At 60.8% G+C, this 17,363-nt stretch carries 18 protein-coding genes; 4 read left to right on the top strand and 14 right to left on the bottom strand.

Going from position 1 to position 17,363, the window contains the following annotated elements; translation table 11 throughout:
- Positions 1-416: 416 nt before the first annotated feature.
- From ACVZUB_RS15770 to ACVZUB_RS15750, 5 genes are all read right to left on the bottom strand, one after another.
- Positions 417-629: a hypothetical protein gene (locus ACVZUB_RS15770; protein ID WP_482627506.1), complete on the bottom strand. Its 213-nt coding sequence runs from the start codon at positions 627-629 to the stop codon at positions 417-419.
- A gap of 106 nt (positions 630-735) precedes the next feature.
- Complete coding sequence (locus tag ACVZUB_RS15765; RefSeq protein ID WP_482627505.1) at positions 736-1,419, bottom strand: hypothetical protein; 684 nt, start codon at positions 1,417-1,419, stop codon at positions 736-738.
- Positions 1,420-1,714: 295 nt separating this feature from the next.
- A complete protein-coding gene (locus tag ACVZUB_RS15760) occupies positions 1,715-2,302 on the bottom strand; it encodes a hypothetical protein (RefSeq protein WP_446695896.1) in 588 nt (195 codons plus the stop codon).
- 796 nt (positions 2,303-3,098) lie between these two features.
- Complete coding sequence (locus tag ACVZUB_RS15755) at positions 3,099-4,124, bottom strand: hypothetical protein (protein WP_482627504.1); 1,026 nt, start codon at positions 4,122-4,124, stop codon at positions 3,099-3,101.
- A 106-nt stretch (positions 4,125-4,230) separates the two neighbouring features.
- Entirely contained in the window at positions 4,231-5,127 is an 897-nt protein-coding gene (locus tag ACVZUB_RS15750; protein ID WP_482627503.1) for a hypothetical protein, read from the bottom strand.
- A 104-nt stretch (positions 5,128-5,231) separates the two neighbouring features.
- Here ACVZUB_RS15750 and ACVZUB_RS15745 point away from each other — a divergent pair, with 104 nt between their 5' ends.
- Positions 5,232-6,512 (top strand): IS256 family transposase, encoded by a 1,281-nt coding sequence (locus ACVZUB_RS15745; protein WP_209448798.1) that lies wholly within the window; start codon positions 5,232-5,234, stop codon positions 6,510-6,512.
- On the opposite strand, the gene ACVZUB_RS15740 is transcribed toward ACVZUB_RS15745, so the two are convergent.
- A complete protein-coding gene (locus ACVZUB_RS15740) occupies positions 6,506-6,952 on the bottom strand; it encodes a hypothetical protein (RefSeq protein ID WP_482627502.1) in 447 nt (148 codons plus the stop codon). The two genes, ACVZUB_RS15745 and ACVZUB_RS15740, sit on opposite strands and share 7 nt — an antisense overlap.
- 505 nt (positions 6,953-7,457) lie before the next feature.
- Here ACVZUB_RS15740 and ACVZUB_RS15735 point away from each other — a divergent pair.
- Positions 7,458-8,198, top strand: a complete 741-nt coding sequence (locus ACVZUB_RS15735) for a hypothetical protein (protein WP_482627501.1) — start codon at positions 7,458-7,460, stop codon at positions 8,196-8,198.
- A 200-nt stretch (positions 8,199-8,398) separates the two neighbouring features.
- Positions 8,399-8,839: a QsdR family transcriptional regulator gene (locus ACVZUB_RS15730; RefSeq protein ID WP_482628536.1), complete on the top strand. Its 441-nt coding sequence runs from the start codon at positions 8,399-8,401 to the stop codon at positions 8,837-8,839.
- On the opposite strand, the gene ACVZUB_RS15725 is transcribed toward ACVZUB_RS15730, so the two are convergent.
- From ACVZUB_RS15725 to ACVZUB_RS15690, 8 genes are all read right to left on the bottom strand, one after another.
- Positions 8,840-9,181 carry a hypothetical protein gene (locus tag ACVZUB_RS15725; RefSeq protein ID WP_007731870.1) on the bottom strand — a complete coding sequence of 114 codons (342 nt, stop codon included), beginning with the start codon at positions 9,179-9,181 and terminating at the stop codon, positions 8,840-8,842.
- Between the two features lie 35 nt (positions 9,182-9,216).
- Positions 9,217-9,915, bottom strand: a complete 699-nt coding sequence (locus tag ACVZUB_RS15720) for a hypothetical protein (protein ID WP_482627500.1) — start codon at positions 9,913-9,915, stop codon at positions 9,217-9,219.
- 158 nt (positions 9,916-10,073) lie between these two features.
- Positions 10,074-10,958: an SCO6745 family protein gene (locus ACVZUB_RS15715; protein ID WP_030537506.1), complete on the bottom strand. Its 885-nt coding sequence runs from the start codon at positions 10,956-10,958 to the stop codon at positions 10,074-10,076.
- A 65-nt stretch (positions 10,959-11,023) separates the two neighbouring features.
- On the bottom strand, positions 11,024-11,884 hold the full coding sequence (locus tag ACVZUB_RS15710; protein ID WP_020969703.1) for an ABC transporter permease: 861 nt from the start codon (positions 11,882-11,884) through the stop codon (positions 11,024-11,026).
- Positions 11,881-12,843 carry an ABC transporter permease gene (locus tag ACVZUB_RS15705; RefSeq protein ID WP_158171306.1) on the bottom strand — a complete coding sequence of 321 codons (963 nt, stop codon included), beginning with the start codon at positions 12,841-12,843 and terminating at the stop codon, positions 11,881-11,883. The genes ACVZUB_RS15710 and ACVZUB_RS15705 overlap by 4 nt, the downstream gene beginning before the upstream one ends.
- 80 nt (positions 12,844-12,923) lie before the next feature.
- Positions 12,924-14,456, bottom strand: coding sequence for an ABC transporter substrate-binding protein (locus ACVZUB_RS15700; RefSeq protein ID WP_058038827.1), 1,533 nt, complete (start codon positions 14,454-14,456; stop codon positions 12,924-12,926).
- A 130-nt stretch (positions 14,457-14,586) separates the two neighbouring features.
- Positions 14,587-15,561: an oligopeptide/dipeptide ABC transporter ATP-binding protein gene (locus ACVZUB_RS15695; RefSeq protein ID WP_165639300.1), complete on the bottom strand. Its 975-nt coding sequence runs from the start codon at positions 15,559-15,561 to the stop codon at positions 14,587-14,589.
- Positions 15,561-16,472, bottom strand: coding sequence for an ABC transporter ATP-binding protein (locus tag ACVZUB_RS15690; protein ID WP_253741446.1), 912 nt, complete (start codon positions 16,470-16,472; stop codon positions 15,561-15,563). Before ACVZUB_RS15690 ends, ACVZUB_RS15695 begins: the two co-directional genes overlap by 1 nt.
- Before the next feature lie 275 nt (positions 16,473-16,747).
- Here ACVZUB_RS15690 and ACVZUB_RS15685 point away from each other — a divergent pair, with 275 nt between their 5' ends.
- The gene (locus tag ACVZUB_RS15685) at positions 16,748-17,305 is read left to right on the top strand and encodes a QsdR family transcriptional regulator (RefSeq protein ID WP_021333511.1); all 558 of its coding nucleotides are present in this window, start codon (positions 16,748-16,750) and stop codon (positions 17,303-17,305) included.
- Positions 17,306-17,363: the final 58 nt, after the last annotated feature.

Genomic DNA, 17,363 nt, shown 5'->3' with positions numbered 1-17,363 from the left:
CATCAAGAGACGGGGTCGGCCAGGGATGCACCACATGTGCGCAGGCGCCGGAAGGCCCGAAATTCGGGGGAGGCCGAGATTCTGGACCCGTTGAAGAAGCCGAAAGTCCAGTTCGTCGCCTCGCCCCCATTTTCTCGGGCTTTCGAGCTACCGCGATCGTGATCCTGAGCTGAACAGGAGAGTGGAGTGGGAGCGACGACTTCGAAAACGAAACGCTGGATCGGATCGCGCGTTGGAATCTGCCACCGCGCGAAGAACAAGAAACAATATGCATTGACCTGCGCGGTTGATACGCCGGTGTGGGCTCCGGTCCGCTGACCCCGGGCGGCTCGCCCGATCCGCGTTTCACCTCGGTGGTGATCGGTGCCCTGCCTCAGGCAACTGAACCGCCTGGTCGCTGGCGGGTTACACGAGGACTACCGCAGCCGGCGGTGGACCGCGAGGTCCAGACCTACGGGATAGGCGTTGCATTCGGTCTCTCCGCTCGTCGTGGAGTAAAGGTCGCAAGTCGCGAGGAGGCGTTCCGGCTCGAACTCAGCGGTCCAAACCGTGTCACCGTCGAGCCACTCCTGCTCCGAGTCCTCGGTCCAACTCGGATGGAACTTGAACTCGGCGTTTGACATAGACATCGTCGAACGAAACAGGTCGAAATTTGCCCGGTGAGTACGCAGAAGTCGGAATCCGGAGCCTATGCCCCATATGGGATGCCACGCTTCAGAGGGGGCGGTGTGTACGTCATTGGCGTTGCCGGAACCACCGTCGTGTGCGCGGTTCGGGTTTGAGGTCTTCAATCCCGAGGTGTCCGGGAACAAGACATGTTCCAAGCAGGTGCTGCGATCGGCGTTGGTACTTTTCGATGGCAGTGGTGAGCTTGTCCCCCCAAAGTTGGTTAATCTGTAGGCGTCGTGCGTCGACGACTACCTCTACCTCCCACCTGTCGGTGTATTCAGCGAGCATGCGGTGTGGTTGTACCCGCGCTGCCCACACCCCGGCTCTATCACCTGGTAGCTGGCGGTTGCGTGAAAAGTAGAGCGCCTGGTTAGGATCGCGTGACCAGGCGATGCCAGTTCTTCCAGCTACGGTGCTGCCGCGAAAGAGCACCAGCGAGCGGTTCGGCCGTTCGGCCGGGAAGCTGTCTCGGGTGAACCCTCGGTGCCGGAACATCGCCCTCCAGACCGCATAGTCAGTGATTTCGCTGTGACGCTGGCGGTCGTTCTTTCGCGTCCAAATGTCGACGGCGAGCAGTCCGGCTACTTCGGGACGAATCTCGCCGCGGCGGTAGCGCTGTTCCAGCTCGTACGGTGCGTTCGGGTCATCACTGATCAATTCGTTGCAGATGACGACCTCGTTCGGAGTCAGAGTGATGCCTCGATCCGCCGCCCACTCAGTCCGATAGTTCGCGAGCCAATCGTGATCCATGCGTCGAACGTACCGTTCACCAGGGGGTTGACGTCTGATGTGCGCCAGGTTGCTTTTGTAGGGTTGTGGTGGGCCGACGGTGTGGTGAGCTGGGGTTTTGTGGTGACGGCGTTGTGGGGCGTGGTGCACCAGCGGCTCTGTGCGTGGCTCCGAATTTTTTTGCAATCCTTGAATGTTGTTGTGTGTCAGTTGATTCGGGTACTACTGCGCATGCGGTCAGGTCCCAGTAAATCGGATCGCCCTGACGGAATGAGAAAGAGGGGACATGTCGTATTGCCAGGTCGCGGCGGACCGCTCAGGCGTCGTTTGTCTTGTCGTCGAATGAAATTGAGGTAATCGTTCCGTCGTCGTTGCTGGCGGGTCGGTGACTCGACCGGACGATGGAGGTGAGTTCGTAGTCGGCGATCAAGTTGTTGTCGCGGTAGGTGATCCAGCGCGCGAGCAGCCCTGTCTCGGCGTCCATCGTCAGCGTTCCGTGTTGCGTGCTGTCGTGTGTGTGCGCGAGGTGGATGGTGTAGCCGGCCGGCGTCGATTCTGCCCGGGCGATCTTGAAGTTGTCGCGTTGGCGCCCCCAGATCGGGAGGTCGAGTGGGTAGCACAGCCGGATGGCGGGTGGCACGAGGCCGGTGGTGGGGGATTTCGCTTCGTGGACGGTTTCACCTGCGCGGTTGAGGTGCGTGTAGAGGCCGTTTTGGTTCGTTTCTGCTGTTCCGGTGTCGAGGTCGATGATGGACCAGGTCCGGTGGATGGTGTTGGTGGTGAAGTCGAATTCTGTGACGCTGCGGCCATCGGTGCGTCGTGATCGTGCGATGACGGTGCCGATGTGGTGGACGTCGAGGAGGTGGGCCAGAGCTTCGAGAGTGGTGGACAGTTCGTTGGTCATGATGTTTGTCCTCTCGAAGGCTCTGGCCCGTGCTTGCCCACACAGGTTAGGAGAAACTGCAACCGTCTTCGTCGCTTGCCGGGTCCAAGCCTGTTGTGGAGATGTTGTAGGCCGGGTTTAAATGTGTCCAGGGTCCTGTAACTGTGTCGGCCTAGTGTTGGGTATGCGGCGATTTCGTAGAGGGCTCATCACGGTAGTCGTGGTCGCTGTGCTCGCAGTCGGAGCAGTGATCGCCTTCCGCGTCGTCGACGAGCGTCGTGATCCCGTGGCGTTGACGGCGGGAGTGGTGGTCGACCATGTCACCTGTTTGGCACCGGAGGTCCTCGTTGCGGCGGTCTCTTTAGGGTGCAGTCTCCGGAGCCGTTGTCGGAGCCGCTGCCTCCTGCGGGCACGGTACCCGACAACTTTGAGTCGGCATCTGTTGTGGTGTGCCAATTCCTCGAATACACAGATGATTTCAGCGAGGCGGCGCTTTCGCTGACGAGTAGAACTGGGGACATGGCGTATGTTGTCGCGCAGTTCAAGCGAGAGTCACTCACATCGCCGTGGTTCGGTGAGGTCCCGCAGCCTCGAGCGTTCCCAGACCTGTGGTGTGGTTGGTTGACGACGCCGGGAAGGCTGTCAGGGTTGCTTTTCCTGTCGATGGAACGTGTCGGCTTCCACTCCCGGAGGTGTACGAGGCGGTGATGAATCTGGCGGTGCAGGACGACCAGATCTACCGTCTTCCACGCGCATTGTGACGTCGGGGGGATGCGTCGATCCTGCAGGAACTTTCGCGAGCCCTTCAACCCCCTTTTCAATATCCGTCGGTACCGGCGAAGACAAGTTCAGGCGTGCCCACTACCGACAAACCGGGGTGTAGTTGCTGCTGTAGGGACTCGATCCCGGCGGTGTCGAGTGTTCCGTGGTGAATCTGGCAGACCCAGTCGAAATCTTCTGTAGACCAGGCGATCTGATACTCGTAAGTCTTGGTTTTCCACGGCTGGTTCGATCGTGGCCTCCGGGCGATCCATCCCGCTTTTTCACCGAGTTCGGCTGCGAATGTGCCGGTTTCGGGTTCGATCGAGTGGACGAAGCGTGGGGTCAGGTCCGTCAGCATGGGCACCGTGATGGGTTCGGCGGTGATCTCCTCGTGAAACCAGCTCATCGACTCCTGCGCCGGCGTTACTGGTGGCCCGCCGCGACCGGTGAGGCTCCTCGATTCTGCATCGGTGGTGACCGGACCGTCCCAGGTGAACAGGGAGAGTTCGAGGTGCTCCCCCACTCTGAGGTCGGTGTATGCGGCGCCGTCGATACCGTCGCCGGAGTGTTGGGCAAGTACCGCACCGGTTTCGGCGTCGACGACAAGCCGCAGCGACGGCTTCGGCAGATTCCGGCTCTCGCGTGGGGCGAGATCCACCGACCAGCATCGACGGCCTAGGAGCTCGACGTCTGTCACCGGCCCTGTCGGGCGTGAATGATGGTTGCCGACCCAATGCTCAACGCGCGGGGTGATCGCAAGGTATCGGCCCGCGCCGGGCGAGTGCACGTGATGGAGTTCGGTGCGGCGCGGTTGGTCTGGGTCGGCGGTGAAGTCCCAGGCGGTGGTGCCGTCGCTGACGAACATCACCTGCCCGTCGAGTGACTCGATCCTCGATCGGCGCCCCCACCGATACAGATGCACGCCGGGGAGGCGAACGGGAAGAAACACAGGTTCTTCACCGTAGCTGCCGTAGTAGTAGTGAAACGGTTCGTCGGAGTTGCGGTACGGGACCACGACCCCGTGGACCGGTTGCCGCGGTCCGTCGGCCATGGTCACCAACATCTGCACCCATTCGGTCATCACTGCCTCCGTTATGCATTCGGGTATCGGTCGTCTGCGGCCTAGGTCAACGCGCCTCCCCCTGGTTTCGGTGAGCTTTCCGGCCCGATCGCCTGCGCCGCTCAGCTCAGACATGCAGGACTCCCGCGACGGCTTCGGAAGCCGGCGGGTAGGCGCGGGTGTCGGCTTGTTCCCTCAACTCTGCCGAGGCGTAGGACAGGAGATTGTCGAGTCGGATGCCTTGCTCGTCGTAGAGATTGAGGCGAGCTGTCAACATCAGTCCGGGATAGTCACGATGCTGGAATCGGACATGGATTCGGCTGCTCGGCCAGTGGCCGACGTATGTGGCGCTCACCTGATCGACTTTGTCCGAGAACCGCATTCGGTCGAGACCGCGCAGGCAATACTTGACGTAGCCGTGGTGGTCGAGTGGCTCGGGCCCGACAGGCCAGCACCGATCGGTGATGTCGATGCCGCCGGTGATCAGCGAATGGATGCCGCCATCGACCCCGGTGGAAAGTACCGACCGGCCGACGGCAGGTCGGGTGGCGGTCCTCGCGACCAACCACAGCCTCCTGGCCCCTGCGACGCCGTGGGCGACATCCATCCCTGGCAGTGTCAAGGTCGTCGCCGGCGACGAAGCCTCACCACGGTAGGCCCGCACGGTTGTGGCGCCGCGCGTAATGGGGTCTTTGCCCCAGTACCAGCGCACGTTGCCATCGAATGCGCGCTTGCGGCGATGGTTTTCGTTGTACGACACATCCGCATACTCGCTGGTGTACCCGACCTGCCGATTTTCCGCGCACAGGTAGGTGTTGCGGTCGATGCGCAGCGGGGCCGGATCATGCAGAGGTATCTGCAATATCGATGAGCTGTAACGTAACTCGAACCCGGCCCGCTTCCCTCCGGCGCCGTCCACGCGCGGCACCCGTTCCCACGGATCGTGTTCGACACCGAGATAGAGCGAGGATTCGTCGAACTCGACTGACACGATCGCCGCGGCATCCACTTCGACACGACGCATCCCACCACCCTGCTTCGTCACCAGCAGTGCCGGTTTGGGGACTGTTTCGTAATCGGTGTTTTGGCCCGACAAGCTGAGTGAATGCTCGGCGAGGAGGTGCCGAGATGACGACACTGGAAGATGTGACGAAGAAGAGGGCCGGGCCCTCCGCGGAAGCTGCGGCAGCTGCGGAGTTGGTGCGACTGGCCAAGGAGCAGGGCCTGTCGCTGACAGGACCGGACGGGCTGCTCAAACAGTTCACCAAAACCGTTCTGGAAACGGCGTTGAACGAGGAGATGACCGAGCACCTCGGCCATGACAAGAACCAAGCTCCACCGGATCGGGAATCCACGAATATTCGCAACGGAACCCGGCCGAAAACGGTGTTGACCGAGGCGGCCGGGCATGTCCCGATCGACGTCCCTCGTGATCGGGAGGGGACGTTCGAGCCTCAGATCGTCAAAAAGCGCCAACGACGCCTCAGCGGGGTCGACGAGATCGTGTTGTCGTTGTACGCCAAGGGGCTAACGACCGGTGAGATCAGCGCTCATTTCGCCGAAATCTACGGTGCCTCGGTCTCGAAAGAGACCATCTCACGGATCACTGACAAGGTGCTCGAGGAGATGCAGGACTGGGCTGCCCGGCCGCTCGACGAGGTGTACGCGGCAGTTTTCATCGATGCGATCGTCGTCAAAGTCCGGGACGGTCAGGTCGCGAACCGGCCGATCTACGCCGCGATCGGTGTCAGTCTCGACGGCCACCGCGATGTACTCGGATTGTGGGCCGGGACCGGCGGTGAGGGCGCCAAATTTTGGATGTCCGTGCTGACGGACATTCGAAATCGCGGTACTCGGGACGTGTTCTTCCTGGTCTGCGACGGATTGAAAGGCTTGCCGGAGGTCGTCGAGAACGTGTGGCCGGCCACCACGGTTCAGACATGCGTTATCCATTTGATTCGCAATACCTTTCGATTGTCGTCGCGGCAGCACTGGGACGGGCTCAAGCACGATCTCAAACCGATCTATACCGCCCCGACCGAGACGGCAGCTCGAGCTGCGTTCGACGATCTCGCTGAACGTTGGGGCGAGCGATATCCGGCGATTATCCGGTTGTGGACGAATGCCTGGCAGGAGTTCATTCCGTTCCTCGATTACGACATCGAGATACGGCGAGTGCTGTGCTCCACCAACGCGATTGAGTCCCTCAATGCCAGGTATCGGAGGTCCGTGAAAGCGCGGGGGCATTTTCCCACGGAGGCGGCTGCACTGAAATGCTTGTATTTGGTGACGCGTTCGCTGGACCCGACAGGCAAGGGCCAGGCACGATGGATTGTGCGGTGGAAACCTGCTCTGAACGCGTTTGCGATCACGTTCGCTGATCGTTGGCCTGGGTCGGAAACTTACTGATGGAAAACCGCCGAAACACCGTTAGCGAGACAGACCCCCGGTTTGCGCCTCAGCGTCCGTGGCGGAATATCCGGCGAGGGTGCGATGTCGTTGTTCCTGCGTGTAGTCGTCATGCACCAGGCGCCGGAGCGTCCCGCGCCGATCAGATGGTGCCCTTCGGTGTATTCGGAACGGTCGATGCCGTCGATGCCAATGTGAACCAAGGGACCGTCGCGGTGATTCTGTATCCATAAACCGGACTCGTCGGCAGAGATCTGTGCTGGGCCGAATCCCGGAGGGGTCGGAGGAAGATCGGTCCACGCCACCAGCCGCGCCAACGATTCTGTGTGCGGATCAATCAGTGCCGCAACGGGTTGACGCTCGTCGACCACCCACAGGTGAGCAGCGGCGAAGAAGACATGTCGAGGGCGCAGGAACCTACGCCGGAGGTGGGCGCTCATGCGCCTTTCTGCAGAGTCATGACATCGACGGTACCAGCGAAGCATGGCCCTAGCGCCGCGACCACCGAATCTTGTCAGCGTTGGTCCATTGGGCATTTTGCTGTCCGCGTCTATACCGGGCGCCAACGACGTCGTTCGAGTTGTGACTTACCGCCCAGAGCTGGGTCTATTCGTCTATCGCCGCGAAAGTGAACGACGGTGGAATGAGGTTTTCGACCGTCGTTCACAGGCTGCCGGTTGTCGTGGGTGTGTGGGGCGCCGGTGGATTTAGGTGGCGGCGGTGGGGCCGGCGGGGTGTTCGGGTTCGGTGATGTGGGGAGTGGTGCCGCGTCGGGTGGGGTGTTCTGGGCTCGTTTTCGAGTGTTTTGAATGTTCTTGTGTGTCGGTAGGTTTCGGTATTTGTGTGGTGTGGAGCGCATTTTGTGGGTCGTCCGCGACAACAACATGGGTGGAATGATGAGATCTTTGGGTAGGTGTGTCTGCCTGGTCGGTTACGGTTCGGCGCATGCACAGTGATGAGGGCATTGCGCGGCTGGTGGCCGCTGTTCGTGAGCTGGACCCCAAGCCCCGGGAGCGTCGGTGGGTGAGCTTCTGTGTGCTCGACGCTGTCTACAGCATCGGTGCGCACTACGACAATCATGTTGTGCCCGTGGTCCGTCGAGTCGTGGCGGACTTCGATGTGGAATCGCCGTCCGTGGAGATGTCGGTGCCGGAGGCGGCAGATCCGGTCCCGCTCGATGCGTTTCTCGATCGCTACACCTCGGTGGAAGCATTGGTGGAGACGACGAAGAACCGGCAGAACACCTCGACACGTGGCGGCATACGTAAGGCTGACGCGGTTCTTCGGTACGCGGAGGTGTTGCGTGAACACGGCGTGCTCACCCTCGACGATGCCCGCCGGCTACTGACCGCCACAGTCCGGCTCGACGCGGTCGAATCCGCGTTGCGGAAAGTTCCCGGTGAGGGCGGTGCGGGTGTGCGCCGCGGCTATCTGTGGATGCTGATCGGGCACCAGGACACGGTCAAACCCGATCGGATGGTGTTGCGGTGGCTCGCTCGCCACGGAGCGGAAACAACACCGGATTCCGCGCGCTTGCTCCTTCGTGACATTGCTCAGGTGCTGAGCGAGGAAACAGGGCGGGTAGTCACTGCGTGGGAGGTCGACCACGCCATCTGGCAGGCCGCCCGTACCTCGTCTACGGCGACGGAACTGTCGAGTCGGGAACCGGAGTCATGTAGAACATGAGCAACCAGGAGACGCCTCGCCGCCGGAGATTGAGCGTGTGGCGGGGCGTCGTCCTGGGACTAGCGTTGGGGCTCTTTCTATTTCCAGTTCTGGCGCTCCCGCACTTCCCGCGCGTTGGACATTGCTGATCCATTGGCGACGCCGGGTCCGACGCCGACGTCGTACTGGGTAATTGGATCGGTGCAGCATTGGCAGCGTTCGTGCCGGCTGCGGTTTTGGGGTGTTTCCGTCAATTGACTCGCGAACCGCAAACGGCGTTGTGCATACTCACAACTGGACTGGGGCCGATTCAGGGCACGATGGTCGAATTCGTGCGAAGGATGATCGAAACCGAAATACCAGAGCAGGTTCGGCCCGACCTGCCCGTCGAGGACATGGCATATCTGTGCGTCATTCCAGCCGTGATCCCGCGACCATTCGTTTCCTGGATCGTCTCGGCGACAATGCTTTGTGCTGCAGTGGTGGGTTTCTTTACCGCTTTCAGCTCTGGTATGCCGTCTCTGCTGTCGATGGTGGGGAGTCTCCCTGCGGCAGTGCTGGCATTGGTAGTTGCTGCGGTGCATCAGGGGATCGCCTTGCAGAACAAGCGCGCCACTGCGCGTGCTCGCGGCGGGCTTCGCAATACGCGATCGAGTGAGTGATCAGTCGGGGCTGAAGAACAGTTCCATCGAGATCCAGAACCACGCCACCATTGCCGCCACAGAAAGGAACGCGAGCACCAATGGCAACGCGAATTGCCTGCCGGTGCGGCTGGGAATAGTCATAAGTCCGAGAATGACGAACACGGCGGCAGGCGCCGCCCAACTTATCCAGTAGGTGAGGGGTGGAGGGTTGGGGCCGAACGACGTGAACGAACGGTTCGGATAAAGCTGCGGCTGCGGGACATCTGCGAAGTGTTGCCACAGGAGTACCAACGGCAGATAGCCGAACAGCCCGAGCAGAAAGCCGACGACGAGTCCCGCGAAGATTCGCTCGCCCCTCATCTCGATGCGCCCGTCGGAATCAATCGTTCCACCGCCTATGCCACTTCTGGAAAGTCACGAGCCTGCATCCGCAGTGCCCATGCCCGGGCCGCAACGAACGTCACGGCCAATACGAGCACCACCAGCAGTACGACTGCAATCCAGGTGGGAGCGGCGGTGGAGAAGCCCAGCTTCCAGGCAGTACCGACACCCGCAGCAGTCGCCGCCAACGCCCCTACCGGAAGCATCGCCGCGACCGCTCGCGTCGTGCGAACAGTAAGTCGATCCCCGGCAGCGCGAAGGACTCCGAACACGGCGGCGACCGAAATGCCATAAGCCAGGAGACCGCTTACGGCATAGACCAGGAGCGGGGACCACCCGATATCAACCGACCCGGTGAATGCCATGCCGATCAAGACCAACAGGGGCGTCAGCCCAAGCGTGACGCCTGCGAGGCCTGCCACCACAGTTCGGACCATTCGATTGTCCTGGCCTCCGGAGATTCGCACGCCCGCGAGGCGGAGCACGAACCCGGTCAGCGCGCCCAGAACGGCGCCGATCACCGCAGCCTCTATCGGCCAGTTCCATTGCGGTTCACCCGCGAAGCCCGAGATTGTCATGCCACCCGAAAAGAGGGTGATCGTGTCCGATGCCTGTGAAGTCCCCTGTGTCAGCGACGCGGCGACCAAGGCAACGGCCGCCCCGAACAAAGCAAACCCGAGTGCCTGTTTCCACATCTGGCCATCTTGACCCATCCCGCGGGAGAATTCGGCACAACGGCAGTCTCATCCGGATGCCTTCTCCCTGTGCAGATTGGGGGCGCAGCCGACTTCGGCGATAATTGTGTGAAGGGGCTGGTGGTGACACCCTCGTCGTATCACCACCAGCCACGTTCGACACTCACGACCTGCTGTCACGCACGCAATCGGCGACGTGCTGCCAGTGCTGCCGGAAATCCGAGATCTGCATCGATCACCTCACCGGAGAGACGTTCCGAGATTTCGATCAGTCGACTGCATCCGGTCTCTCCGATCGCTTCGTACGGGTACGACCCCAGCACATCGGTCTGATGCTCAACCCGCTTCCGGCGATCACGACCCACCTCGTTCAGGTGAAGCTCGGGGCCGTCTTCGAGCCATCCACGCGCCCGCACACTTTCGACGCCTTCCGCCCACTGATCGTTGTCCCATGCCCGGCTCATTTGCAGAGCAGCAGCAGGAACATCACCGGTTGCGGCGTGGACTACCAACGCTTCGACACCGTTGAGTCCCTCGGCGTGAAGAAGTGCGACATGAGAATCTCCGCGAAACTCCCGGAGCAAGGATTGGGCATGCCACAACACGAGATGAGGCTCCTCAGGCCACGGCAATGATGCGTGCCCACCGAACAGGGGTCGCCCTTGTGGTCTGTTGCAGGCGCGTTCCGCGGCTCGACGTGCGAGTTCGGCAGCTTCGCGAACTTCGGTGCCGTCGACATGTTCTCCCCAGGCCTTGCGCAGCGAACGGTCGACAGCGTCGAGTCGAGCGGTGAGGATCTGTTCGGGGGTGGCGATTGTCCAGGCTTCCGGCAGCACCGCGTGTACCAGTTCGGGGTTGAAGTTGAAGAACGTAGCGATGGTGACTTCAGCCGCTACTGCGCCCATGGGCGCAGACCGCGAAGCGAAGTAGCCCATTCGAGGGTGTGTAAAGCCCAGTGCGGCATATGCTTCCGCGCCGAAAGGGGTGAAGTAGATCATGCCGTGTATTGGTTCGGCTCCACGGAAGACGCGGCGCGCGGTTTCTGGTGCGATCGAGGTCATCGATAGTCCTTCATGCTGGTGGTGTGGTCTTCGAACAGTCGAGTCGGATGGTTGTTCTACGCCGGCTATCTCCCTCTGACATACATGCGGTCCCGGACGGCATCACCCACTCGGTAGACGGCCAGGACGACCAATGAAATCAGAATGCCGGAGGGGAGAATCTGTTGTGGTGCACTCAAGATGTGCAGGTACGCATCGGATAAGTCACCGCCCCAACTCGGAGTGGGGGGCTGTATTCCCAACCCCAGGAATGAGAGTGCCGCCTGCGCGAGAAAGGTCAGGCCGGTGAGCACGGTCACCTGAACGACAACCGGCCCGATTGCGTGCGGAAGAAGATGACGCAGCAGCACTACGTGCGGCGGGCATCCTGAGAGTCGCGCGCTCAGAACGAAGTCTCGGTTCCTCGTTTCGCTGACCCCGGCAGCCAGAATTCTTGCAATTGTGGGTGCATAGACGACTCCGAGCGCTGACATCGACGTGATCAGGCTCGGCCCCAGAACACCGGTAATAGCCACTGCGAGAACCAAACCTGGGAATGCCAGCAATGCGTCCGCCACCCGGAGGAGTGACGCGCCGATCCAGCGTGGCCAATATCCGGCGATCAACCCCCACGGAATTCCCAACAGCAGACTGACGGCGACAGCGATCGCGACGCCGAAGAAGGCGGAGCGTCCTCCCCAGATCAATCGACTGAGCACGTCACGACCGAAGCCGTCAGTGCCAAGCAGGTGCTGTGCACTCGGACCGGCGAACGTGTTGGTCAGGTTCTGATCGGTCGGACTGTGTGGAGCCACGAACGAGGCCAAGACGGACGCCGCTATCAGCGTGCCGAGAAAGCAGTAGCTGAGCCATAATCCGGGGTGCAGTCGAGGGAGAGCCCACTTGGAGCGGGTCTCGCCTGCGGTGGTCAACGCGAGTTGGCTCACGAGATCGTTCCCTTCCTCAATTGTGGGCTGATCATGTTGTTGACGACGTCGACCAGGATGTTCACGAGAAGCACGATCACGACGAACAGCAACACAATGCCTTGAAGCATCGGATAATCTCGCGTGTCGATCGCAATGACGAGAGCGCTCCCGAGGCCCGGCAGCACGAAGATCTGCTCGAGAATGACCGTCGCACCCAGCATCGCCACGGCGAGCAATCCATAGACAGTGACAATCGTGGGAACGATGTTTCGTAGCGCGTAGCGCCACACGATCTTCCGCTCGTCGATACCCATCGCACGCGCAGTTCGTACGTAGTCACTTGACAGTGTCTCGATCATCGCAGCCCTGGTCTGCCGAACCGCAATCGATGCTGCGCCGGCAGCGAGCGCCGTTGCTGGTAGGACCAAATGGCTCAGGTTGTCGATCACACTGTTCTCGAGAGGAACCCAGCCGAGCACCGGTAGAACTCCCAAACCGAGGGCGAAGACATCGACCAGCACGATAGCGAGGAAGAAGTCCGGTACCGCGAGTCCGATCCCCGAAACCGTGCGGGTCAGACCATCGCTGCGTCGTCCCTGCCGCGTCGCGGTCCACACACCGAGCGGTATAGCGACGACGGCGGACAGTAACAGTGCGAGTACAACGAGCTCGGCGCTCGCCGGCAGGCGCGCAAGGATCTGTGGGCCGACGGGGGCGCTGTTCTGTAGCGACGTTCCCAGATCTCCGTGCAGAGCCGACACCACCCAGTTCCAGTACTGGACCAGCAGAGGTTGATTCAATCCGAGGCGCTCGTTGAGTGCGGCGATCGATTCATCGCTGCCGTTCGGACCGAGAAGGGCCTCGGCTGGTCCACCGGGGATTATCCGGATAAGGGCAAAGGTTATGAAACTAGCGATGATCGCGGTAGGAATTATCTGTGCGAACCGGACGCCGATCATCCGTATGTAAGGATTCACCGGCGATCGGTGAGGGTTTCGGGTCGGAACGCTCTCAGGCTCGGGGGCCAACGAATTCTCTTGCGATACAACGGTCGTCGTCATGACTTCGAGAGGTACGTCAGATTGGGGGAGCCGTTCAGTGCAGGAACGGCCCCGTGGACGTTCTTGGTGTAGGCGACCACGTCGGGAGTGAAGTACAACGGTACGTACTCAGCGGACTTGATCACGACTTGATTGATCTGTTTGACGATGTCGAGCTGAGCGGTTTCGTCATACGTGTTGTTCAACAGTGCGATCAACTTCTCCAAATCCTCGTTGGGGACGGAATTCTGCCGGAAGTACGACCGCGAACCCAGCGAGGCTTCGAAATTGAGCGGTGCGGATGCTCGCGTGGGCCATCCCACGCTGAAGACGTCCGCGCTGTTGTGTGCGACGAACTCCGTAATCGCCTGAGGTCCAGTCATTTCGACGAAGTCGACCTTGATGCCGACCTTCTCCCATTGTTCTCCGACAAGGACCGCGTTGGTCGAGTACGGCGGTAGATTGCCTGCTAATCCGCGCACGGTGACCCCGTTCGGATACCCAGCCTCCGCTAGCAGCGATTTGGCCTTCTCCGGGTCGTACGGCCATGCATCTTCGGTTTCCTCGTCGTAGAACTGCGAACCGGGAGGATATTGACCGAACGCCGCAGTTCCTTCCGTGCTGTCCAGTGCGGCTCGCGCAATTGCCTTGCGGTCGAGCGCGTATTGCATCGCCAGACGAACGCGGACATCGTTGACCACGGGGTTCTTGTTGTTGATCACGACGAGCGCAACTCCGAGTCTCGGATCGTGACTGACGTTCAGGTTGGGGTTGCGTTCGAGGATCGGAGCACTCGACGGTGTGAGCCCGTATGCAAAATCCGCAGCGTTCGATGTCAGGGCATTTGTCAGCGCTGTGGGATTGGAGATCACCTGGATCTGGATCTTGGCGAGCTGAGGGCTGGGTGGACCCGCCGGTTTGTAGTCGTCGAATCGACTGAATGTGTATGAACTGTTCGGGACTGCGCTGGTGAATGTGTACGGCCCTGCGCCTACAGGCTTGTTGGCGAAGTCTGCCCCTGCTGCTGCCAGCGCAGTGGGGGAGACCACCATTCCCAATCTGCCGTTGAGCCACCCTGGTAAGCCGGAGGTAGGTGAACTCAACGAGATCGTGATGTGATCTGGGGACGTTGCTTCGATGCTCTTGATCGTCGGGACGGAAACGATTCCGAGACTCAAGCAGTGTTCCATGCTTGCCTTGACTGCTGCTGCATCGAGAGTTGTACCGTCGTGAAAGGTCAAGCCGTTCTGCAACGTCATCTCGAACGTCAGGTTGTCCGGTCCGGAGAAGCCCCACTCGCTGGCGATTCCGGGCCGCAACTTCTGGGTGGCAGGTTCCGCATCGATCAGTGGTGCATACATCAACTGTAAGTAGTCGATGTCGTATCCGATGTTTCCCGCACACGGGTCGAGCGAGGCGGGCACGTGCGATGTCGCGACCTTGAGTTCGGCGTTCGGATCGGCAGGTCCGGTATCGCCGGCGGTACCGGTGGCGCTGCTCGAACAGCCGCTGAGCACGAGAGCAGAAAGTGCAAACGCAGCTACCAGCACACGTGGGCCACTTTTCCCATGATTCTGGAAGCGTGTGATCGGATATCGGGATCGCAAAGACAGACGCGGATTCATATGGTGGACTTTCGCTTTGGTCTTCTCGGAAGGGGGAGACTGACGCGGCACGCATTTACTGCGGCGGGTTGGAGATTCCGATCGATGTGGCCGGGGACGATAGATGGCAGGCGGAGCTGTGTGCGGAATTCGAGGCCGCGCGAAGTGACGGCGCTTCCGACGCACAGCGATCCATCGCAAACGGGCAGCGGGTGCGGAATCGACAGCCCGAGGGTGGATTCCGTGGGTCGGGTAACTCGCCCCGCACCAATGCTTTCCGACGACTGCGCCGCTCGAGTTCGATGTGCGGGGCCGCGGCGAGAAGCGCCTGCGTGTAGGGGTGCGATGGAGTCCTCAGGACCGTGGCAGCCGGTCCGATCTCGACGATTCGGCCGAGGTACATCACCGCGACGCGATCGGCGATCCGTGCCACCGAACCCAAATCGTGCGAAATGAAGATGTACGTGAGGTCATGTTCTTCTCGGAGATCGGCAAGAAGTTGCAACACCTCTTCCTGAAGCGAAACATCCAGGGAGGCAACAGGTTCGTCGCAGAGAATCAGTGGCGCCTTGGAGGCAAGTGCACGAGCGATGGTCACGCGTTGGCGTTGGCCACCGGAGAGCTGGGTCGGGAGGCGGTCGGCAAGCTCAGCGCCGAGACCGACCCGACGCAACAGCTCGACGGCTTTCGGCCGCAAGGACTGTGGGATGCGCAGACGCCCTGGCGCCATCGGCTCGGCTACGCAAGCCCATGAGGCCATCCGATTGTTCAAGGCCGACGTAGGGTTTTGAAAAATGAGATGGGAAGATCCACCCTTGCCGAACGCCGGGTCGTCGAGATTCATAGTGATGGAGCCTGCGGCCGTAGCCACCAGACCCGCGAGAGCGTGAGCCGTCGAGGATTTTCCCGATCCTGATTCACCGATTATCGCAAGGGTTTCGCCCCTCTGTACGGAGAAGCTGACGTCGTCGACCGCGCGAAGAGCTTTGCGTCCGCGTCCGTACTCGACTGCCAGATTCCGAACGTTGACGATGACGTCGGTGTTGCTCATCAGCTCACCAGTCCGAGCAACTCGAGTTCGTCGCTGCGGTGACATCTTGTTGCCGATTCCGGTGATCCGATCAGAAGTGGATGATCGGATATGCAGAGCTCCTCGGAGTAGTTGCACCGGGCGACGTATCGGCAACCCACGCCGTCAGCAGGGGCTTTGCTGGTGAAATCGCCTCGCGCCTTGGGTGATTGGGAGGAGACTTCTTCGAATGTCGAGCGTGCCGCCTCGAGAAGGCTGAACGTGTAGGGATGCGCGGGCCGCCGAAGCAGCACGTCTCGTGGCGCGACGTCGACGATCTCGCCGCGAAACATGGTGATGACTCGATCCGCGACCTCGGCGACAACCGCGAGGTCGTGACTGATCAACAACACGGCAAGATCGCGCTGTTCGGCCAGTTCTCGAAGGAGATCGACAATCTGAGCTTGGATGGTGACGTCGAGCGCTGTTGTCGGTTCGTCCGCGATCAGCAACTTCGGACCGCATGCCAGGGCCATCGCGATCATCACCCGCTGACACATCCCGCCGGAAAGCTCGTACCCGTACGACTTCAAGGTTCTGCTCGGGTCGGCCAGTCCGACCTGGTGGAGAAGATCTGTAGCCACGTCCTCCGCATCGACTTTCGTGATGTCGCGGTGGGCCTTCAACACATCGACGATCTGGCGACCGATGCTGACGGAGGGGTTGAGAGCCGAACTCGGGTCCTGGAAGACCATACTGACGTCGCGACCGCGTATTTTCCTCAACTTGGCGGCGGGCAGACCCACAAGTTCCTGTCCTTCCAAACGGATGCTTCCGCTGGTTGTTGCCGTACGGGGCAAGAGACCGAGCAGAGCGAGTCCGGTCAGTGTCTTTCCGCTCCCGCTCTCTCCTACGAGGCCGGTGATTTCGCCCGACCCCAACTCGAAGCTCACTCGGTCGAGGAGTCTGTTCGAAATCGATTCTGTCCCAATGTCAACCGTGAGGTCTCGTACTTGCAGAAGTGGGCTCATCGTCGGGTCGTCCACGTGTGATCGTTCATCGCATTCCTCCGTAAACAACTGAATTGTTGTGACTGGAATCACGTACCGGGGAACAATAAACACTCACCTGCAACAAAGTCAATGAATGTTGCAACGATTGCCGTCGATGGCGCCGTCTGATCGCCTCCGGCTACCGACCAGCACGTCGTCAGCGATACATTCACTCCATGGCCGAGACACGTGACATCCGCGCGGAAGCGTTGAGTGCCGCCCGACGACAGTTCGCAGCCGGAAAACCGCTCGATGTGAACGCTTTGGCCACCGAGTTGGGGGTGGATCGGACCACCTTGTTCCGGCGTGCAGGGAATCGCGACACAATTACCGGTGACGTGCTCGATTCGCTGGCGCGCCGAACGTGGCGAATGGGCCTCGAGGAGTGCGGTGGAAGCGGAGCGTCAAGGGTTGTCGACGTCCTCACTTACCATGCACGGGCGACAATCGAGACCGAATTCTTCCGGACGTATTTGACTCGGGAACCGCAAAAGGCGTTGTGCATACTCACAACTGGACTGGGGCCGATTCAGGGCACGATGGTCGAATCCGTGCGAAGGCTGATCGAAGCTGAAATACCGGAGCAGATTCGGCCAGACCTGCCCGTCGAGGACATGGCATATCTGCTGGTTCGCGTGGGTGAGTCGTTCATCTACAACGATTTGCTCACTGGTGGCACTCCGGATACGGAGAAGGCTCGCTTGGCGTTCCGGCTCATCCTCTCGCGTGACTAGTGTGCCGAGTTTCCGTTTTCTCAGTTTTCGTGAAAGCGCTTCGAATGCAAGCTATTTC

Source organism: Rhodococcus sp. OS5, assembly GCF_056837585.1.
This window is presented reverse-complemented; position numbering and strand designations above follow the sequence as displayed.

Bases quoted from the DNA above. Each gene is read 5' to 3' on its own strand.
- ACVZUB_RS15770 (WP_482627506.1), bottom strand. From the start codon at position 629: ATGTCTATGTCAAACGCCGAGTTCAAGTTCCATCCGAGTTGGACCGAG.
- ACVZUB_RS15765 (WP_482627505.1), bottom strand. From the start codon at position 1,419: ATGGATCACGATTGGCTCGCGAACTATCGGACTGAGTGGGCGGCGGAT.
- ACVZUB_RS15760 (WP_446695896.1), bottom strand. From the start codon at position 2,302: ATGACCAACGAACTGTCCACCACTCTCGAAGCTCTGGCCCACCTCCTC.
- ACVZUB_RS15755 (WP_482627504.1), bottom strand. From the start codon at position 4,124: ATGACCGAATGGGTGCAGATGTTGGTGACCATGGCCGACGGACCGCGG.
- ACVZUB_RS15750 (WP_482627503.1), bottom strand. From the start codon at position 5,127: ATGCGTCGTGTCGAAGTGGATGCCGCGGCGATCGTGTCAGTCGAGTTC.
- ACVZUB_RS15745 (WP_209448798.1), top strand. From the start codon at position 5,232: ATGACGACACTGGAAGATGTGACGAAGAAGAGGGCCGGGCCCTCCGCG.
- ACVZUB_RS15740 (WP_482627502.1), bottom strand. From the start codon at position 6,952: ATGAGCGCCCACCTCCGGCGTAGGTTCCTGCGCCCTCGACATGTCTTC.
- ACVZUB_RS15735 (WP_482627501.1), top strand. From the start codon at position 7,458: ATGCACAGTGATGAGGGCATTGCGCGGCTGGTGGCCGCTGTTCGTGAG.
- ACVZUB_RS15725 (WP_007731870.1), bottom strand. From the start codon at position 9,181: ATGAGGGGCGAGCGAATCTTCGCGGGACTCGTCGTCGGCTTTCTGCTC.
- ACVZUB_RS15720 (WP_482627500.1), bottom strand. From the start codon at position 9,915: ATGGGTCAAGATGGCCAGATGTGGAAACAGGCACTCGGGTTTGCTTTG.
- ACVZUB_RS15715 (WP_030537506.1), bottom strand. From the start codon at position 10,958: ATGACCTCGATCGCACCAGAAACCGCGCGCCGCGTCTTCCGTGGAGCC.
- ACVZUB_RS15695 (WP_165639300.1), bottom strand. From the start codon at position 15,561: ATGAGCAACACCGACGTCATCGTCAACGTTCGGAATCTGGCAGTCGAG.
- ACVZUB_RS15685 (WP_021333511.1), top strand. From the start codon at position 16,748: ATGGCCGAGACACGTGACATCCGCGCGGAAGCGTTGAGTGCCGCCCGA.